The sequence below is a fragment of the Kitasatospora sp. NPDC058046 genome (genome assembly GCF_042885595.1).
Classification (GTDB): domain Bacteria; phylum Actinomycetota; class Actinomycetes; order Streptomycetales; family Streptomycetaceae; genus Kitasatospora.
In genome coordinates, this window is record NZ_JBHVRS010000017.1 from 123547 (window position 1) to 140556 (window position 17010).

The window sequence follows — 17010 nt, forward strand, 5'->3', positions numbered from 1 at the left end:
CCGCGGACCTCACCCGCGGGACGGCCGCCGCACGCGCCGAACCACTTCCCCCACCGCGTCTCGAAGGACCATCATGCAAAGCCACCACCGCTTGATCCGCTCCTTCCGTCAACTCACCACCGATGCCCTGCCGGCGGAAGCCCCCGTCGTCACGCTCTTCAGCGGAGGGCTCGACAGCAGCTTCCTCCTGCTGCGGCTGAAGAACGCCGGGTTCCGGAACGTCCACGCGTTGAGCGTGGACCTCGGCGAGGACGAGACCAGCGAACAGAAACAGCAGATCGCCGACGAGCTGGGTGTCCGGCTGCACGTCGTGGACGGCCGTGGAGCCTTCGCCGACGAGTTCGTGCGGGCGGCCATCGTCAGCCAGGCGGTCTACCTGGGGACCCACCCGGTGAGTTCGACCCTGAGCCGCCCGCTGATCGCCCGGTTCGCCGCCGAACTGGCGGCGGAGCTCGGGGCGGCGGCCGTCCTGCACACCGCCAACCGCTCCCAGAACACCATGCGCAGACTCAACGGCGCCCTGGAACTGCTCGGCTTCGACGGCGCCTACGGCAGCCCGTACGACCTCGACCCGGTGGGCCGGGAGGTCAAGATCCAGGAGCTGAAGGAGGCCGGCCTCGCCCGGATGAGCGAGCGCGTCGTGAGCGGCGACTCGAACCTCTGGTGCCGCGAGTTCGAGTCCGGGCTCCTGGACGACCCCGAGCAGCACGCGGTGCCGGAGCAGCTGTTCCGGTGGAGCGCGCGCCGACCGGCGGTCACCGAGGACGGCGTCGAGGTGCGGTTCGAAGGGGGCACGCCGGTGGCGGTCGACGGCACCCGCCTGCCGCTGGTGCCGCTGATCGACCAGCTGAACCGGCGGGTCGGCGCCTTCGGCCTCGGGCGGTACAGCGGCCTGGAGCACCTCGCCGGCGGCGAGAAGGTGCTGGAGATCCGGGAGATGCCGGCCGCCTGGCTCCTGCTGCGCAGCTACCGGCACCTCGAGTCGGCGGTGCTCTCGGCCGAGACGATCCGCGAGAAGATGCACCTCGAACAGCTGTGGGTGCGGGAGGCGTTGGAGGGCCGCTGGTTCGGCGAACTGCGGGCGGCCACCCAGTCGTTCATGGACTTCTGCGCCCGGCCGGTGACGGGCTCGGTGCGCTGGCGGCTCACGCCCGGCGGGGCCGAGACCCGGGCCATCGAGGCCGACCGACCGGTCTACCTGCGCGATCGGGAGAGCTGGGAGCAGCAGTCCGTGAGGGCGGAGCTCGCCGTGCTGGCGGGGGCCTGATGCGCGGCCCGTACCGTCCCGTACCCGCGCCGTCGGCCCGCTGCGGGAGCGGCGGGCCGACGGCGGGGGGCGCGGGACGTCAGCCGCCGAGGAGGTCCCAGGCCAGCAGGCCGGCACCGAGGCAGCCCGCCGTCTCCCCGAGTGCCGCCGGCACGATCTCCGGCATCCGCTCGAAGGCGAGCCGCTTCCCGACCGCCGCGCGCAGCGGTTCGAACAGGGTGTCCCCGGCCTCGGCCAGCCCGCCTCCGATGATCACGGTGCCCGGGTCGAGCAGGGTGAGGCAGGTGACGAGACCGTCGGCGAGCGCGGCCAGGGCGTCGTCCCAGACCGTCCGGGCGCGGGTGTCGCCGGCCTCCAGCGCCCGGACGCAGTCCGCCGCGTCGGCGGCGGGCCGGCCCGAGGCCGCGGCCCAGGCCCGTCCGACGGCCGAGGCCGAGGCGTACTGCTCCAGGCAGCCGCGCCGGCCGCAGGGGCAGGCGGCGCCTCCGGGCCGGACCACGATGTGGCCGATCTCGCCGCCGGCGCCGTGGGCGCCCGCCTCGATCCGTCCGCCGAGGGCGATCGCGCCCGCGATGCCGGTGCCGATGGCCAGGAAGAGGAACTGTTCGGTGCCCCGGCCGGCGCCGATCCGCTGCTCGGCGAGTCCTCCGGTGCGGACGTCGTGGCCGAAGGCGACCGGCACGCCGCCCAGGCGGTCGGCCAGCAGCGCGCCGAGCGGGAGGTCGTGCCAACCGAGGTTGGCCGCGAACACGACGGTGCCCGTGCCGACGTCGACGATGCCGGGCACGGCGACGCCCACCGCGGCCGCGGGCCGGCCGAAGCGGCGCTCGCCGTGGGCGCGCATTTCGGCGGCCGCCTCGAGCACCGATTCCACGACGGTGTCGGTGCCGCGTTCGCGAGGGGTTTCCCGGCGGGCCTGGTGAAGTAATTCTCCGCTGCTTCCGATCAGGGCGGACTTGATTCCGGTACCGCCCACATCAAGGGCTATGACGTGTTTCATGGGGGATGAGTATGGAGCATGCTCGGACGAGCTGGCAAACGTCCTGGAAAACGACCCGTAAAAGCCTCGTCGGTGCGCGCCCGCCGTTTTGTCCGGCAGGCCGGAAGAGTGGGAGCCTCCTGTGATCCTGACGGGACCAGAAATCGTTGAATCCGCCCGCGACGGCAGGATTTCCATATCCCCGTTCAACCGGGACCAGGTGAACCCGAACAGCTACAACGTCTGCCTCGGGGAGACGCTGATCACCTACACGGACAGCGTCATCGACGCGTACCGGCCCAACCGGACCGACGCCACCAAGATCGACTCCAGCGGCTTCGTGCTGGAGCCCGACCAGCTCTACCTGGGGCACACCGTGGAGGAGGTCGGATCCGACGTCTTCGTGCCGCTGCTCTTCGGGCGCTCCTCGGTCGGCCGGCTCGGGCTCTTCGTGGAGATCACCGCCCCGATCGGGGACATCGGCTTCCACGGCCAGTGGACCCTCATGCTGTCCGCGGTCCGACCGCTGCGGGTGTATCCCGGGATGAAGATCGGGCAGATCATGTTCTTCGACACGCTCGGCGATATCGAGCCCTATTCCGGGAAGTACCAGGGGGCGGTCGGTCCGCAGGAATCGCGCTACTGGCGGGACAAGTTGGGGCAGCCGTGATCCTCACCCGGGCGGAAATAGCCAGGTCGATCGACTCCGGTGACATCGTCATAGAGCCGTTCGACCCCCGAAGGATTTCCCCGAACGCCTACGACTGGCGACTCGGCGACACCATCCGGGTGTGCGAGTCCGAACTCGACGCGGCGCATTCCACGGAGTTCGAGGAGCGCACCATCCCGCCGGACGGCATGGTGCTGCTGCCGGGCAGGCTCTACCTCGGGGTCACCCACGAGCGCACCCATTCCGAGCGTTTCGCGCAGATGATCAACGGTGACCGCACGGTGGGCGCGCTGGGCGTCTGGGTGCACGTCTCGGCACCGCTCGGCCACGTCGGCCACGCCATCCGGTGGACGCTCGAGATCCGCGTCGTGCGCCCGGTGCGGATCTATCCGGGGATGACCTTCGGGAAGATCATCTTCCTCAAGACCCTCGGCGCGGAGGCCAGTTACCAGAACATGGGCCGGAAGTACACCCGGACCAGCGGCATCGACACGTCGCGACTGTACGAGGAGCTCGCGTGAACGTCCTCACCGGGATCGACCTCCCCCCGGACAGCCCCGGCGGCAGCGTCGAGCTGCTGCGCGACCTGTACGGCGGGCCGGAACCGCTCATCCCCGCCGACGTCTTCATGCTCGCCCCGGAGGACCGGCAGGCGCCCGACACCTCCGGTTCACCGGCCCTGCTCGCGGTGCCGGGCAAGACGGTGTCGGGGCCGGCGTTCTGGGCCTACGTGGACCGGCTCGGCGCCGCCGTCCGGGACAGGTACCCCGCCGCCGACCACGACGTGCTGCACCTCCAGCACCTGGCCTTCGGCGCGACGGCCGCCCTGCAGCAGGTCTTTCCCGACCGGCCGAGCATCGCGCTGGTGCACGGCACCGACCTGCTGTTCGCCGAGGACCACCCGACCCAGGCCGCCGTTCTGCGGGAGACCGCGGCATCGGCCGACGCGATCGTCGTCCCCACCGGGGCGTTGGCGGACCGGCTGCGCCGGATCGCCCCGGTCCCGTCGGACCGGATCGTCCACATCCCCTGGGGCGTCCCCGACCGGCTGCTGGCCGGCCGGCCCACCGGGCCGGGGCACCGCGCGGAGCGCGAAGCGGGCGTCCTGCGGGTGCTCTACGCGGGTCGGCTCACCGCCGAGAAGGCCACCTCCGGCCTGATCGCGGCGGTGGCCTCGCTCCCCGGGGTGGAGCTCTCCGTGGCCGCTCCCCCGGCGGAGTTCGCGGCCCTGGCCGCACGCTCCGACCTGTCGCGGGTGCGCCGCCTCGGCTGGCTGTCCCGGGAGGACCTGTGGCGCGCGTTCGGCGGACACGACCTCCTGATCGTCCCCTCGCTCCGGCTGGAGGCGTTCGGGCTGGTGACCATCGAGGCGCAGGCGTGCGGCCTGCCGGTCGCCTACCAGCCCGTGCCGGGCCTGACCGAGGTGCTCGGCCGCTCCGCGCTCCCGGTCGACTTCGGGGACTTCACGGCGCTCCGGGGCCGCATCGAGGAGTTCCTCCGCTCGCCGGAGCGGCTGGACGACCTGGCCGCGGCCGGCCTGGTCAACAGCGGGCGCTTCCCGCTGTCGCGGACCGCCGGCGACCTGGCCGAACTCTCCCGCCGGGTCGCGCGATGACGGCCCGGCCGACCACCGCGGCCCCTGCGCCCACCGGCGGGCCGGAGCGGGACCGGGGCGACGGCCCGCGGTCCGCGGACTGCGTGTTCTGCGCCATCGTCGGGGGCCGGCTGCCCGCCGCCGTCGTCCACGAGGACGAACGGACCATCGCCTTCCTCGACATCACCGCGGTCATGGACGGGCACACCCTGGTGATCCCCAAACGCCACGCCGCCGACCTCTGGGAGATCACCCCGGAGGACGCCGCCGCCGTGATGGCCACCGTCCACCTGATGGCCGGGCGGATCCGGGACGTGCTGGCTCCGGACGGCCTGACGCTGTTCCAGGCGAACCGGGACGCGGGCTGGCAGGACGTGTTCCACCTGCACGTCCACCTGGTGCCCAGGGCGGCCGGGGACCACCTCCACCGCCCCTGGAAGGCCGACCCGGTGCCGCTGGAGCGGCTCGCCGCCACCCGCGCCCGCCTCTCGGCACCGTCCCCCGAACACCCGGACCGGACCACGGTGTGACGGCTCCCCGACCAGCTCGATCCCGTCGGGCCAGAACGTGAAAGGCCTTGTGTGCGCGCCGACCTCTCCATCCTCCGAGACCGTTCCTTCCTGCTGCTGTTCTCCGCCCGGTCCGTCTCCCTGCTGGGTGACGCCATCGCACCGGTGGCGCTCGCCTTCGCCGTCCTCGGAATGCCGGACGGCTCGGGTTCGACCCTCGGGATCGTGGCCGCCGCCCGGATCGCCGCCCAGGTCGCGTTCCTGCTGTACGGCGGTGTCCTGGCCGACCGGCTGCCGCGGCACCGGGTCATGGTCGGGGCGGACCTGGCCGCGGGTCTCGCCCAGGGAGCGGTCGCGGTCCTGGTGCTGACCGGGACGGACTCCCTGGCGGGCCTGGTCGTCCTGTCGATGGTCAGCGGCGCCGCCAGCGCGCTGTTCACCCCGGCGTCCCGGAGCGTCACGGTGCGGCTCGTGCCCGCCGAGAAGATCCAGTCCGCCAACGCGCTGGTCCAGCTGTCGATGAACGCGGGCAGCATCGGCGGCGCGGCGCTCGCGGGCGTGCTGGTCGTCCTGCTCGGCGCCGGCTGGGCACTGGTGGTGGACGCGGCGACGTTCCTGGTGTCCGCGGTGCTCCTCGCCGGAGTCCGGCTGACCGGCACGGCGGACCAGCCGTCGCCCACGGAGGAAGGGATATTCTCCCAACTCCGGCACGGGTGGCGGGAGTTCACCGAACGGACCTGGCTGTGGGCGGCGGTGGCGCAACTCGCGCTGGTGAACGTGTGCATCGGCGCCGGCTTCATCGTGCTGGGACCGGTCGAGGCCGAGGCGCACCTCGGCGGCGCCTCCGGATGGGCCGCCGTCCTCACCGCGCAGGCGGTCGGCTTCGTGGCGGGCAGCCTGCTGGCCATCCGACTGCGGCCCCGCCGGCCCCTGCGGGCCGCGGTGCTGTTCACCCTGGGGATCGTGCCGTCCCTGGTCGCGCTGGCCTGCGCCGCGCCGGTCGCCGTCACCGCCTGCGCGATGTTCGTCACCGGCCTCTGCATGAGCCTCAACGACGTCACCTTCCTCACGGCACTGCAGAAGCACGTGCCGGAGGAGTCGATGTCCCGGGTGATGTCCTACGACGCCTTCGGCTCGTTCGTCTTCCTCCCGCTCGGCCTGGCGGTCGCCGCCCCGATCGCGGACCGGGTCGGCATCGGCGCCGTCTTCCTGGGCGCGGCCTGCCTGGTCGCCGCGACCGCGGGCGTCGTGCTGGCCGTCCCGGGGGTCCGCACCCTGCCGTCCGAGCCGCAGCCCGCGGCGGGGGCGGAGGCGGGGGCGGACCGTCCGCAACAGGCTTCGGCAGCAGTGCCGGCATCCGTCCGTACGACCAAGGAGGACCAATGACCGACGACACCCGGCAGCAGGACACGCGCGGTTCCGTGGCGGCACCGGAAGCCGCCGGGCCACCGCGCGACACGCTCCAGGAGACCTTCGCCCGGATCTACGCCAGCGGGGCCTGGACGCTGACCGAGGACAGCGGGGCCGACGACGACGAATCCCGCTCCGGCCTCGGGTCGAACCTGGCCCAGACGGCCGCGCTGCGTGCCGAACTGCCGTCCCTGCTCACCGGACTCGGCGTCCGGAGCCTGCTCGACGCGCCGTGCGGGGACTTCTTCTGGATGTCCAGGGTCGACCTGGGCGTCGACCGCTACATCGGTGCCGACATCGTCCCCGCGGTGGTCGAGCGCAACCGGGCGCGCTTCGCCCGCGCCGACCGCGAGTTCCGGGTCCTCGACCTCACCCGCGACCCGCTGCCGGAGGTCGACCTGGTGTTCTCCCGCGACTGCCTGGTGCACCTCGGAGACGACGACGTCCACCGCGCGCTGGACAACATCCGGCGCAGCGGCTCGACCTACCTGGCGACGACCACCTTCACCGGGCGGGCCGGGAACGAGGCCGCCACCGAAGCGGGCGGCTGGCGTCCGCTCAACCTCCGACGGGCCCCCTTCCTGCTGCCCGAGCCCTTCCGGTTGATCGACGAGCAGTGCACCGAGGTCTACGTCACCGAGGAGGACGGCAGGCGGGTCGAGCACCGCTTCGCCGACAAGTCGATCGGGGTGTGGCGGATCGCCGACCTCTAGACCCGCCGTCCCGGTCCACCCTTCCGACCCGTCTTCCCGGTCCGCCCCCGGACCGCCGCCCCCTCAGCCCCACAACGAAGGAGAACCCTTGCCCCAGGACCAGCCCTCGGCCCTGATCGTCGGCACGGACCCGTACGCGATGCGCGCCTGCCTCCGGAACGGCATCACGCCGTACGTGGTGCACGGCCCGCACCTGGCGGACTGGGGCTACCTGAAGCTCCCGGACGGGGCCGTGGGGATCTTCGCCGAGGACCCGACGAGCATCGAGAGCGTCCTCCTCGCCCTGCGCCGGACCGGCGCCGCCGAGCGGGAGTTCCGCTTCCTCCAGACCTCCGACGAGGAGGCCCTGGTCACCGTCGCGGCCCTCGCCCGGGTCCTGGACCTCCCGACGGCCGTGGCCGCGGACATCGCCCCGAACTTCCGGGACAAGTGGCTGCAGAAGCGGGCCGTCGCGGCGGCCGGCCTGGACGTCGGCGCCTCGCAGGTCATCGAGGACATCCACCACCTGGATCCGTCCGCCCTCGCGGACTTCGACAAGGCGGTGCTCAAGCCCATCGCCGGGGCGGGCACCCGGAACACCTCGGTCGTCCGGGGGCTGTCCGAGCTGATCGACACCTGCGCCGGGTACCGGCGCCGGGGCGTTCCGCAACGCACCTTCGTCCTGGAGGAGTTCACGCCGGGCGAGGAGTGGATGGCGGACGGCGTGGTCTTCGACGGCGAACTCCGGTTCCTCAGCGTGGGCACCTACGCGGAGCCGTGCCTGACCGCCGTCGACGCCAACCGGGTGCTCCAGCTGGAACGCTTCGACCCGACCGAGGACGCGGACGCCTTCGCCCTGGCGCGGCCGGTCGTGACCGAGGCGCTGCGGGCCCTCGGCCTGCGGCGCGGGGTGTTCCACATGGAGCTGTTCCGCCGGCCCGACACCGGCGGGCTCGTGTTCGGCGAGTGCGCCGCCCGCACCGGCGGCGGGCTGATCTCCGAAGCGGTGGCGTTCAAGTTCGGCGTGGACCTGGGCGAAGCCGCCATCCGGTGCGCGGAGGGGATCGAGCCGGCGATCGAGCCGGCCGTCCGCCCGGAGAGCGTCAGCACCCTCTTCCTCGCCAACCGGTCCGGCGTCCTGGTCGGCTATCCCTCACTGGAGCAGATCCGGGCCCTGCCCGGTGTCGAGCACGTGCGGCTGGACCTCCCGTACGGCTTCCGGACGGGGGACACGGTGCAGGACACCACCCAGGGGGTCGGGCAGGTCATGCTGAGCGGGCGCACCCGGGAGGAGGTGCGCAGCCGGCGCGAGTTCCTGACCCGGTGGTTCGACGAGCGCCTGGTGGTCGTGCCCGCCCACGCGACGTACCCGGAACTGTGGAGCTGGCAGCGGGCCAACTGGCCGGAGACCGCCTCGGACTTCCGCACCTACGCGGAGCCCGAGCGGCAGCGCTGACCCGCTCGGCCCGGTTCGAAAGGCAGTGAGCCGGCTCCTCCGCGGAGGAGCCGGCTCACTGCCCCTGCGGCGGTCGCAACGGCCGACCGCCCGGAGTGTCGCCTACGGGTGGGTGTTCTTGACCGTGGGCTGCGTCTTCTGGTTGTAGATCTCCTTGCCGTCCGCGTTGTAGGCGTGGACGTAGGGAGCCGGGGGGAAGGCGTTCGCGTCGGAGCCGGTGGAGATGGCAGCCGTGTAGGCGAACGCGCCGCCCGCCATGACGGCCGGGTACTCCGTCGCGTCGTCGCCGTAGCTGATGGTGACCTTGGCGACGTCGGCGGTGTAGTGCCCGGCGCCCAGCGAGAGGACCTGCCCGGCACCGGCCGGCGTGCTGAAGCTGTCGAAGAACTCGACCAGGTGACCGGTGCCCCACAGGCGGTCGTTGATGAACGTCGCGGGCGAGGACATGCTGGTGCCCTTGTCGCCCTTCGACTCGCACTGCACGTACTGGCCGGCGGAGTCGACGGCGACGACCACGCCGTCGGTGTCCGACGAGGCGACGGGAGCGCGGACCCCGATCACCGCCTGGTACTGCGAAGCCTCGGAGCCCAGGCAGGAGGCCAGGATCCCGGCGACGGTGCCGGCGTCGATCGGGGTCGTCGTCGTGCTGGTGACGGTGGAGGCCGCCGGGGTGGCAGTCGCTCCGGTCGCGGCCGAGCCGCCGCCGGAGGCCGGGGCGGCAGGCGCGGCAGGGGCGGCCGGCGCGGCGGCGGGCTTGCTCTGGGCCGTGGGGGTGGCCGTGGGGGTGCCGGTCGCGGCGGTGGCCATTCCCCCCGCGGTCGCGATGGCCGCGGCGGTGGCGGTGATGATCATGATCGGGCGGATACGCATGAATCCGTGTCCCTTCCTGCGGGCGTCCGGTTGATGCCCGCGCCCCTGTACGCCTCCCGACGCCCGAGCGGTCGCATCCCGCGCGTGTGATCCAGGTCATAGGCCGTCGATGTAACCCTGGGACGGCGCTCGTGCGTACAGGGCGGGAGGCTCCACCCAGGACGCACGGCTGACCCGCCGTGGCCGAGGAGTGCTCCCTCGCGCACCGCCCGTGCCGCGAGCTGACGGACAGCCCCGGAGGAGAGGCCCTTGATGACGCCACAGGAGTTCGACGCGTTCTACGCGGCGTCCTTCTCCCGCCTCACCGGGCAGCTCTACGCGATAACCGGCAACTGGTCCGAAGCCCAGGACGTGGTCCAGGAGGCCTTCATCCGCGCCTGGGACCGCAGGCGCACCTTCGACCCCGGCAACGCCCCGGAGGCATGGATCCGGACCACGGCCCGGCGGCTGGCCCACTCCCGCTGGCGGCGCCTCGCCCGGGGCCTGCACCTGGCCGGACACCACCACCGCCACGAACCGTCCACCGTCGAGCCGCCCACCGAGGAGCACCTGATGCTGGTCACCGCGCTCCGCGACCTACCCGAAGCACAGCGGATCGCCCTGGTCCTGCACCACATGTGCGACCTCTCCATCGAGCAGGTCTCCGCCGAGACCGGCGCCGGCATCAGCACCGTCAAGAGCCGCCTCGCCCGCGGCCGGACCGCGCTCGCGGCCAGACTCTCCGACCGGACCCCGACCAGCGAGGAAGGAAAGCTCCGTGTCTGACCCCGTCCACGACAGCCTCGACGACCGGCTGCGGCTGCTCGGCACGCAGATGCCGGCACCGACCCTGCCCGCTGCGGAGATCCGCAGACGCGCCGACCGGCGCCGCCGCCGTCGACACGCCCTCGGCGCGACCGTGGCCTGCGCCGCGGCGGCCCTGTGCCTGGCTCTCCCGTCCGTGCTGAACCCGCCGGGGCCACAACACCCACCGGCGCCACAGCAGGGGCCGGCCGCCACAGGCACCCCCTCCGTGCCGGCCTCCCCCCACCCCCCGGCGGCTTTCACCGTCACCAGCACGACGACGACTCCGATCGAGGCCGGGGCCGTCGCCGAGATCCTGGGCTCCTGCCTGGGCTCCGAGGCGTCGCAGTACCAGGCGGTGATCGGGGTCCGCGCTCCCGTCGCCTCCTCGGACACCGACGGCGTGGTCGTCGCCGTCGACTCCGCCGGCCAGTACGTGCAGTGCGAGTCGAAGGGCCGGGCCGGGCACAGCATCTCCCTCCCCCCGACGTTCATCAACGACCGTCTGTGGGGCGCCGGCCACCTGGTCGAGTTCTTCGACAGCTTCAACGCCCCGACCGGTGCCGGGCAGGTCCTCTCGCTGGGCGCCGGGCACTACACCGCCGACGTCGCCAAGGTCACCATCAGCTACGGCGACGACCCGACGCAGTACCCGGCCGTCATGGCGGGCGGCGCGTTCGCCTACACGGCTGCCATCTCCACCGGCCCCGACGCGAACGCCTTCCCCCCGACCCCCTACGTCCACGCCTACAACGCGGACGGCAAGGAGATCTACAACCAGAGGACGCAGCCCACGGCCAAGGACACCCACCCGTAGGCGATGCCCCAGGACCTCAGCCGAGTCGCTTGAGCATCTTGACCGAGGTCGTCTCGTAGCCGAGCGACTCGTAGAGGCCGCGCGCGCCCGTGTTGAACCCGAAGACGCTGAGCCCGAGGGTATGGGCGCCCTGCGCCCGGGCGTACTCCTCGCCGAGGAGCATGGCCCTTCGCCCGAGGCCCAGCCCGCGCTTGTCGGCGTCGATCGCGATGTCCCAGACCCACCAGGAGCCGGCGTCCTCGCTCGTGTCCGGTCCGATCCAGAGGTGGCCGACGGTGGCCCCGGCGGCATCGACCACGTCGAAGAGCGCGTGCCCGGGGCTCGGTGCACCGGAGGGGAAGTAGCGGGCCATGCTGTCGGCCGCGTGCCGGCCGGCGTCCTCGGGCGTCTGCCCCGCAGCGACGAGGTCCTTGGCGTACTCGGCCCGGCTGCGATCGAGCCAGGCGGGCAGGAGTCGGGCGTCCATGGGGCGGAGGGTCGTAGACATCGGGCCAGCCTGCCACACTGCCGGCGCTGGAGCACTCCAGTTCCCGTCCAGGCGTTGCGACCAACCGTCAGCAGCGCGAACCCCGCCCGTTGTGGCAGCAGTTCGGGGGTCGGCGACCGGACGGGGGGTCAGTGGCGGTTGCCGAGGGCGAAGAGCAGGATGACGAAGCCGGCGAACAGGTGGGTGCCCAGGATGTAGATCCCGGCGCGGATGAGCATGGCCTTGCGCCGCTTCTTCTCGTCACCGGTGGCGCTGCTCATGGTCGGTACTCCTGGGGTCGGGTCGTGGGGCGGTCGTGGCGGGGCCTCGGGCGGATGCGCGGGCGCCGGGCGGTCATCGGTCCGTTCCCTTTCGTACCGTGGCCTCCGCCAGGACTCCGGTGGTCCGCAGCTCGGTGCGGGCACGGGCGATGGCGTCCGGTGTCCGGGCGAAGACCCGCCCCTGCCGCTGGAGGGTGTCCAGGACGCCGAGGGCGTCCAGGGTCCGCCGGTGGCCGTCCGGCACCCCCGCGGCCAGGACGAGGATGCCGCGCCGTTCCAGCTTGCCGATCGCGTCGCCCAGCGCCAGGGCGCCCGTGGAGTCGATCGCGGTGACGTGGGACAGGCGCAGGATGACGGCCTTGACGTCGGTGGTCTCGGCGAGTTGGAGCAGGAAGCGGTGTGCGGCCGCGAAGAACACCGGCCCGTCTATCCGGTAGGCGACGATGTGCTCGGCGAGCAGCGCCCGCTCCTCCTCGTGGTGGTCGGCCGGGGCCAGGCCGTCGTGCAGCGGCACCTGCTGGAGCCGCGCGGACCGCGCGACCTGGCGCAGGGCCAGGATCCCGGCGACGGCCAGGCCGACGACGACGGCCGTGACCAGGTCGAAGGCCAGGGTCGCGGCGGCGGTCAGCGCCAGAACGGCGGCCTCGCCGCGTCCGCTGCGGGCCAGCGCCCGCAGCGACGCCACCTCGACCATCCGGACCGCCGTGGCGATCAGGACGCCCGCGAGCGCGGCCAGCGGGATGCCCTCGACGAGCGGAGCTGCGGCGAACACGACCACCGCGAGCACGGCGGCGTGCACCAGGGCGGCGAGCCGGGAGACGGCGCCGGAGCGGACGTTGACGGCGGTACGGGCGATCGCGCCGGTGGCGGCGACGCCACCGAACAGCGGGGCGACCAGGTTGGCCACTCCCTGGCCGAACAACTCCCGGTCGCTGTCGTGCCGTTCGGAAGCACTCATCGCGTCCGCGGCGGTCGCCGACATCAGCGACTCCAGCGCCGCCAGCGCGGCGACCGCGAGGGCCGCGGTGAGCAGGTTCGGCACCGCGCCGGGGTCGAGGAAGCCCAGCGACGGCAGCGGCAGACCGGCCGGGAGGTGGCCGATGGTCGCCACGTCCAGGTGGGCGAGGTCGGCCACCGCGGTCGCGGCGGCGACGGCGAGCAGCGAGAACGGGATGCCGGGGCGCAGCCGTGCGCCGACGAGCATCACCGCGGCGACGGCGAGCGCCACGGCGGGCGCGGCCGGGTGCGGGTGGCGGGCGAAGTCGGCGAGGGCCTGTCCGGCGACGGCCACGACGTTCTCGGCGTCGCCCTTGGTGACGCCGAGGGCGGCGGGCACCTGCTGGAGTCCGATCACGCCGGCGATGCCGAGGGTGAAGCCCTCGACGACCGGCGCGGGGACGTAGGCCATGAAACGGCCGGCCCCGCCGAGGGCGAGGGCGACCAGCAGCAGGCCGGCGATCAGGCCGACGGTGAGGACGCCGGAGGTGCCGTACCGGTGCACGATCGGCACCAGGACCACGGTCATGGCGCCGGTCGGTCCGCTGACCTGGAGGTTGGAGCCGCCGAACACCGCGGCCAGCGCCCCGGCGACCACGGCGGTGGCCAGCCCGGCCTCGGCCCCCGCGCCGGAGGCGACGCCGAAGCCCAGCGCGAGCGGCAGCGCGACGATCGCCACCGTCAGACCGGCCACCAGGTCCTTGCGCGGCGAGCGCCCCATGGCGGCGAGGGCCGCGCGGTTCGGCAGCACGGCCCGGACGCGCCCGGCGGCCCGGCCCGCGAGGGTGGCCCGTGTGGCGCTCACGCCGTCTGCTCCGCCGCGTCCGGAAGCCCGGCCGAGCGCAGCTCGGCGAGCAGCGTCCCCTGGTCGGCGATCATCTCGGTGAGGATGCGGCGCGCGGCCCGCAGCAGCTCCGCGACGTCCGGCGTGCTCAGTGCGTAGACCACGGTGTTGCCCTCGCGGGTGGCCGTGACCAGGTTGCTGCGGCGCAGCACGGAGAGCTGCTGGGAGAGGCTGGACGGCTCGATCTCGATCGAGGCGAGCAGCTCGCGCACCGGACGCGGACCGTCCTGGAGCAGTTCCAGCACGCGGATGCGCGCCGGGTGGCCGAGCGTGCGGAAGAACTCCGCCTTCGCCTGGTAGAGCGGGACGGCCATGCTCAGTCCTCTTCCTGTTCCTCGGCGGTGTGCTCGATCTCGATGCCGTGCTGGGCGGCGATCCGCAGCAGCTGTGTGACGCGTCCGGCGTACGCCTGCGCGCTGTCCTCGTCACCTGCCGCCCGGGCGGCGGCCCGCTGCCGGCGGGCCTCGTCGAGCTGCTCGCGAAGCTCCTGGTCGAATACGTCGCTCATGCGCCCCTCCTCGCCGCCGGCGCTGCCGCGCGCGACCGCATCTCTGCCGAGTACAGGGCAGCATCATCTATGCACTTGAAGAATTCTTCAAGTTCCCACTTCTGCACATCGATCTCCGCCCGGCCCGAGGACGCGGTGATCGACAGCGGCCCCGGCCGCTCCACGCGCCGTCGGCGGCGGAGCGTGGAGCGGCCGGGGCCGGCGGACCGTGCTACGGGCGAGGGGTCAGGCGACGGCTCCGGCCGGGGCGGGCGCGCTCGCGCGGTGCGGGGTCGAAGTCGGGGCCGGGGGCAGCGGCTTGGCGCGTCCGGCCCGCACGCCGTTGCCGATGATGACGATCTCGGCGAGCTCGTGGACCGCGACGACGGCGGCGAGGCCGAGGAAGCCGAGGAGGGCGAGCGGCATCAGACCGACGATGACCGCCAGGGACAGGCCGACGTTCTGGAGCATGATCCGCCGTGCGCGGCGGGCGTGGTCCAGGGCCTGGGGCAGGTGGCGCAGGTCCTCGCCCATGAGCGCGACGTCGGCGGTCTCGATGGCGACGTCGGTGCCCATCGCCCCCATCGCGATGCCGAGGTCGGCGGTGGCCAGGGCGGGGGCGTCGTTGACGCCGTCGCCGACCATCGCGGTCGGGCGGAGGGTGCGGAGCCCGCCGATGATGCGGGCCTTGTCCTCGGGGCGCAGGTCCGCGTGCACGGTGTCGATGCCGGCCTCGGCGGCGAGGGCCCGGGCGGTGCGTTCGTTGTCGCCGGTGAGCATCACCACGGTCAGGCCGCGGGCGCGGAGGCGGTCGACGACCTCGCGGGCCTCGGGGCGCAGTTCGTCGCGTACCGCGATCGCGCCGATCACCGTCGCGTCGTCCTCGACGAGGACGGCGGTGGCGCCGGAGTCCTGCATCGCGGTGACGGCTTCGGCCAGCGGGCCGGGCTCGATCCAGCCGGGGCGCCCGAGCCGGACGGGGCGGCCGTCCAGCCGGCCGGTGAGGCCGGCGCCGGTGACCGCCTCGACGTCCGTGGCGACGGGCACGCCGGGGGCGGCGGCCAGGACGGCCTCGGCCAGGGGGTGTTCGCTACGGGCCTCCAGCGCGGCGGCCACGGCGAGGACGGTGTCGCGGCTGTGGCCGTCCAGGGTGGCGACGCGGACGACGGCGGGCCGGTTGCGGGTGAGGGTGCCGGTCTTGTCGAGGGCGACGGCGCGTACGGCGCCGAGGGCTTCGAGGGCGGCTCCGCCCTTGACCAGGACGCCGAGCCTGCCGGCCGCGCCGACGGCGGCGACCACGGTGACGGGTACGGAGATGGCGAGTGCGCACGGGGAGGCGGCGACCAGGACGACCAGGGCCCGCTCGATCCAGGTGGCCGGATCGCCCAGCAGGGAGCCGACGAGGGCGATGAGGGCGGCGGCGACCATGATGCCGGGCACCAGGGGCTTGGCGATCCGGTCGGCGAGGCGCTGGCCGGCGCCCTTGCGGGCCTGTTCGGCCTCCACGATCCGGACGATCCGGGCCAGCGAGTTGTCCTCGGCCGTGCTGGTGACCTCGACCTCCAGCACGCCGGTGCCGTTGATCGCGCCCGCGTACACCTCGCTGCCCGGACCGGCCTCGACGGGGACGGACTCACCGGTGATGGCGGAGACGTCCAGGGCGGTGCGGCCGGCGCGGACGGTGCCGTCGGTGGCGATCCGCTCGCCGGGCCTGACCACCATCGTGTCGCCGATGCGCAGTTCGGCGGGCGCGACGGTCCGCTCGGTGCCGTCGCGCAGCACGGTCGCCCGTTCGGGCACCAGGTTCAGCAGGGCGCGCAGGCCGCGGCGGGTGCGGGCCAGGGACCAGGCCTCCAGGCCCTCGCTGACGGAGTAGAGGAAGGCCAGCATGGCGGCCTCGCCGACCTCGCCGAGGAGGGCCCCGCCCACGGCGGCGATCGTCATCAGCGTGCCGACCCCGACCTTGCCCTTGGCCAGGCGGCGCAGCGTGGCGGGTACGAAGGTCCAGGCGCCGACGACGAGGGCGAGCGCGTTCAGCGCGGTCACCGCGGTCACCGCGGTCACCGCGGTGTCGGACGCGCCGGACCAGCCGGCGATCAGTCCGGCCAGCAGCAGGACGCCGGCCACGGCGGCGGCCCGCAGCCCGCCGACCTCCCAGAGCTTCTCCGGTTCGCGCTCCTCCCCTCCCTCCACGGTCTTCCTGTCGTCGCCGCAGCCGCAGGCGTCGCTCATCGGCCGGCCCCGGTGCTGTCCGGGGCGGGCGCCGCCGGGGTGCCGTAGATCGGGCAGAGGTCGACGGCCTCGCCGGTCGCGGCGAGCAGCTGCTCGGCCGAGGCCAGCAGGTCCAGCAGTTCCGGGCGGGCCAGGAAGTACAGGGAGGCCCGGCCCTGGGGGCGGGAGTCGACCAGGCCGCAGTCCCGCAGGCAGGCCAGGTGCGCCGAGACCGTGGACTGGGCCAGGCCCACGCAGCCGACCAGGTCCACGACCTTGGCCTCGCCCCGGGCCAGGCGCAGCAGGATCGCGAGGCGGGCCGGGTCGCCGAGCGAGCGGAACAGGGCCACCACTGCCGAGGGCGCGCCGCACGAGGTAGTGGCCGAGGGCCCGGCCGCCGGGCTATTCATCGTCATGTAACGATGATAGCTGTCGATGCCGATGTCATCGCTCCAGACGGGCTGTCGCGGCCCGGTTCGACCGCGACCGCATCCGGGAGAGGACGCCGGAGAGACAGGTCGTCGCCGTCGCCACGGGCGGCCACGGCGGCCGCTTGGGGCGCGGGGACGCCGTCCACGCCCTCCCCCGACACCGCACGACACGTCCTGCGCGAACCCGCCAGCCCCACCCCCCTCTCCCAGCCAGTCGTCCCCCGAGAGCTGTCGCGCGCGGTCGGCG

Annotated in this window: 19 protein-coding genes; 10 read left to right on the plus strand and 9 right to left on the minus strand. The window is 73.7% G+C overall.

Annotation, left to right across the window (positions count from 1 at the left end):
- The first annotated feature begins 73 nt into the window (after window positions 1–73).
- Window positions 74–1267: an argininosuccinate synthase-related protein gene (locus ACFVU7_RS29750; protein WP_388048106.1), complete on the plus strand. Its 1194-nt coding sequence runs from the start codon at window positions 74–76 to the stop codon at window positions 1265–1267.
- Window positions 1268–1346: 79 nt separating this feature from the next.
- On the opposite strand, the gene ACFVU7_RS29755 is transcribed toward ACFVU7_RS29750, so the two are convergent.
- Window positions 1347–2267, minus strand: a complete 921-nt coding sequence (locus ACFVU7_RS29755) for an ROK family protein (protein WP_388048108.1) — start codon at window positions 2265–2267, stop codon at window positions 1347–1349.
- 121 nt (window positions 2268–2388) lie between these two features.
- Between ACFVU7_RS29755 and dcd the strand changes: the two genes are divergently transcribed.
- From dcd to ACFVU7_RS29790, 7 genes are all read left to right on the plus strand, one after another.
- Window positions 2389–2916 (plus strand): dCTP deaminase, encoded by a 528-nt coding sequence (gene dcd / locus ACFVU7_RS29760; RefSeq protein WP_049649174.1) that lies wholly within the window; start codon window positions 2389–2391, stop codon window positions 2914–2916.
- Complete coding sequence (locus ACFVU7_RS29765) at window positions 2913–3437, plus strand: deoxycytidine triphosphate deaminase (protein ID WP_049649173.1); 525 nt, start codon at window positions 2913–2915, stop codon at window positions 3435–3437. Before dcd ends, ACFVU7_RS29765 begins: the two co-directional genes overlap by 4 nt.
- Window positions 3434–4531, plus strand: a complete 1098-nt coding sequence (locus ACFVU7_RS29770) for a glycosyltransferase family 4 protein (protein WP_388048110.1) — start codon at window positions 3434–3436, stop codon at window positions 4529–4531. Before ACFVU7_RS29765 ends, ACFVU7_RS29770 begins: the two co-directional genes overlap by 4 nt.
- Complete coding sequence (locus ACFVU7_RS29775; RefSeq protein ID WP_388048112.1) at window positions 4528–5040, plus strand: HIT family protein; 513 nt, start codon at window positions 4528–4530, stop codon at window positions 5038–5040. The genes ACFVU7_RS29770 and ACFVU7_RS29775 overlap by 4 nt, the downstream gene beginning before the upstream one ends.
- A 51-nt stretch (window positions 5041–5091) precedes the next feature.
- Window positions 5092–6405 carry an MFS transporter gene (locus ACFVU7_RS29780; protein WP_388048114.1) on the plus strand — a complete coding sequence of 438 codons (1314 nt, stop codon included), beginning with the start codon at window positions 5092–5094 and terminating at the stop codon, window positions 6403–6405.
- Window positions 6402–7142, plus strand: coding sequence for a class I SAM-dependent methyltransferase (locus tag ACFVU7_RS29785; protein WP_388048116.1), 741 nt, complete (start codon window positions 6402–6404; stop codon window positions 7140–7142). Before ACFVU7_RS29780 ends, ACFVU7_RS29785 begins: the two co-directional genes overlap by 4 nt.
- A gap of 88 nt (window positions 7143–7230) precedes the next feature.
- Complete coding sequence (locus ACFVU7_RS29790) at window positions 7231–8577, plus strand: hypothetical protein (RefSeq protein ID WP_388048118.1); 1347 nt, start codon at window positions 7231–7233, stop codon at window positions 8575–8577.
- A gap of 102 nt (window positions 8578–8679) precedes the next feature.
- On the opposite strand, the gene ACFVU7_RS29795 is transcribed toward ACFVU7_RS29790, so the two are convergent.
- Window positions 8680–9447 (minus strand): hypothetical protein, encoded by a 768-nt coding sequence (locus ACFVU7_RS29795; RefSeq protein ID WP_388048120.1) that lies wholly within the window; start codon window positions 9445–9447, stop codon window positions 8680–8682.
- Between the two features lie 252 nt (window positions 9448–9699).
- Here ACFVU7_RS29795 and ACFVU7_RS29800 point away from each other — a divergent pair, with 252 nt between their 5' ends.
- Both ACFVU7_RS29800 and ACFVU7_RS29805 read left to right on the plus strand, forming a co-directional pair.
- A complete protein-coding gene (locus ACFVU7_RS29800) occupies window positions 9700–10212 on the plus strand; it encodes a SigE family RNA polymerase sigma factor (protein ID WP_049649167.1) in 513 nt (170 codons plus the stop codon).
- Window positions 10205–11047: a hypothetical protein gene (locus ACFVU7_RS29805; RefSeq protein ID WP_388048122.1), complete on the plus strand. Its 843-nt coding sequence runs from the start codon at window positions 10205–10207 to the stop codon at window positions 11045–11047. The genes ACFVU7_RS29800 and ACFVU7_RS29805 overlap by 8 nt, the downstream gene beginning before the upstream one ends.
- A gap of 16 nt (window positions 11048–11063) precedes the next feature.
- Here ACFVU7_RS29805 and ACFVU7_RS29810 read toward each other — a convergent pair whose 3' ends face one another.
- The 7 genes from ACFVU7_RS29810 to ACFVU7_RS29840 form a co-directional block, all read right to left on the minus strand.
- A complete protein-coding gene (locus tag ACFVU7_RS29810) occupies window positions 11064–11513 on the minus strand; it encodes a GNAT family N-acetyltransferase (RefSeq protein WP_388048124.1) in 450 nt (149 codons plus the stop codon).
- Window positions 11514–11662: 149 nt separating this feature from the next.
- On the minus strand, window positions 11663–11794 hold the full coding sequence (locus ACFVU7_RS29815; RefSeq protein WP_220450012.1) for a DUF6126 family protein: 132 nt from the start codon (window positions 11792–11794) through the stop codon (window positions 11663–11665).
- Window positions 11795–11867: 73 nt separating this feature from the next.
- Window positions 11868–13511, minus strand: a complete 1644-nt coding sequence (locus ACFVU7_RS29820) for a SulP family inorganic anion transporter (protein WP_388048200.1) — start codon at window positions 13509–13511, stop codon at window positions 11868–11870.
- An 80-nt stretch (window positions 13512–13591) separates the two neighbouring features.
- On the minus strand, window positions 13592–13948 hold the full coding sequence (locus ACFVU7_RS29825; RefSeq protein ID WP_074005869.1) for a helix-turn-helix transcriptional regulator: 357 nt from the start codon (window positions 13946–13948) through the stop codon (window positions 13592–13594).
- A gap of 2 nt (window positions 13949–13950) precedes the next feature.
- Window positions 13951–14142, minus strand: coding sequence for a hypothetical protein (locus tag ACFVU7_RS29830; protein ID WP_388048126.1), 192 nt, complete (start codon window positions 14140–14142; stop codon window positions 13951–13953).
- Window positions 14143–14367: 225 nt separating this feature from the next.
- Complete coding sequence (locus tag ACFVU7_RS29835) at window positions 14368–16353, minus strand: heavy metal translocating P-type ATPase (protein WP_388048128.1); 1986 nt, start codon at window positions 16351–16353, stop codon at window positions 14368–14370.
- Window positions 16350–16748: an ArsR/SmtB family transcription factor gene (locus ACFVU7_RS29840; RefSeq protein WP_388048130.1), complete on the minus strand. Its 399-nt coding sequence runs from the start codon at window positions 16746–16748 to the stop codon at window positions 16350–16352. The genes ACFVU7_RS29835 and ACFVU7_RS29840 overlap by 4 nt, the downstream gene beginning before the upstream one ends.
- Window positions 16749–17010: the final 262 nt, after the last annotated feature.

Excerpts from the sequence above, each read along its gene's own strand:
- ACFVU7_RS29830 (WP_388048126.1), bottom strand. The coding sequence starts at position 14,142 with ATGAGCGACGTATTCGACCAGGAGCTTCGCGAGCAGCTCGACGAGGCC.
- ACFVU7_RS29775 (WP_388048112.1), top strand. The coding sequence starts at position 4,528 with ATGACGGCCCGGCCGACCACCGCGGCCCCTGCGCCCACCGGCGGGCCG.
- ACFVU7_RS29750 (WP_388048106.1), top strand. The coding sequence starts at position 74 with ATGCAAAGCCACCACCGCTTGATCCGCTCCTTCCGTCAACTCACCACC.
- ACFVU7_RS29785 (WP_388048116.1), top strand. The coding sequence starts at position 6,402 with ATGACCGACGACACCCGGCAGCAGGACACGCGCGGTTCCGTGGCGGCA.
- ACFVU7_RS29800 (WP_049649167.1), top strand. The coding sequence starts at position 9,700 with ATGACGCCACAGGAGTTCGACGCGTTCTACGCGGCGTCCTTCTCCCGC.
- ACFVU7_RS29835 (WP_388048128.1), bottom strand. The coding sequence starts at position 16,353 with ATGAGCGACGCCTGCGGCTGCGGCGACGACAGGAAGACCGTGGAGGGA.
- ACFVU7_RS29820 (WP_388048200.1), bottom strand. The coding sequence starts at position 13,511 with ATGGGGCGCTCGCCGCGCAAGGACCTGGTGGCCGGTCTGACGGTGGCG.
- ACFVU7_RS29840 (WP_388048130.1), bottom strand. The coding sequence starts at position 16,748 with ATGACGATGAATAGCCCGGCGGCCGGGCCCTCGGCCACTACCTCGTGC.
- ACFVU7_RS29810 (WP_388048124.1), bottom strand. The coding sequence starts at position 11,513 with ATGGACGCCCGACTCCTGCCCGCCTGGCTCGATCGCAGCCGGGCCGAG.
- ACFVU7_RS29815 (WP_220450012.1), bottom strand. The coding sequence starts at position 11,794 with ATGAGCAGCGCCACCGGTGACGAGAAGAAGCGGCGCAAGGCCATGCTC.
- ACFVU7_RS29795 (WP_388048120.1), bottom strand. The coding sequence starts at position 9,447 with ATGCGTATCCGCCCGATCATGATCATCACCGCCACCGCCGCGGCCATC.
- ACFVU7_RS29825 (WP_074005869.1), bottom strand. The coding sequence starts at position 13,948 with ATGGCCGTCCCGCTCTACCAGGCGAAGGCGGAGTTCTTCCGCACGCTC.
- ACFVU7_RS29755 (WP_388048108.1), bottom strand. The coding sequence starts at position 2,267 with ATGAAACACGTCATAGCCCTTGATGTGGGCGGTACCGGAATCAAGTCC.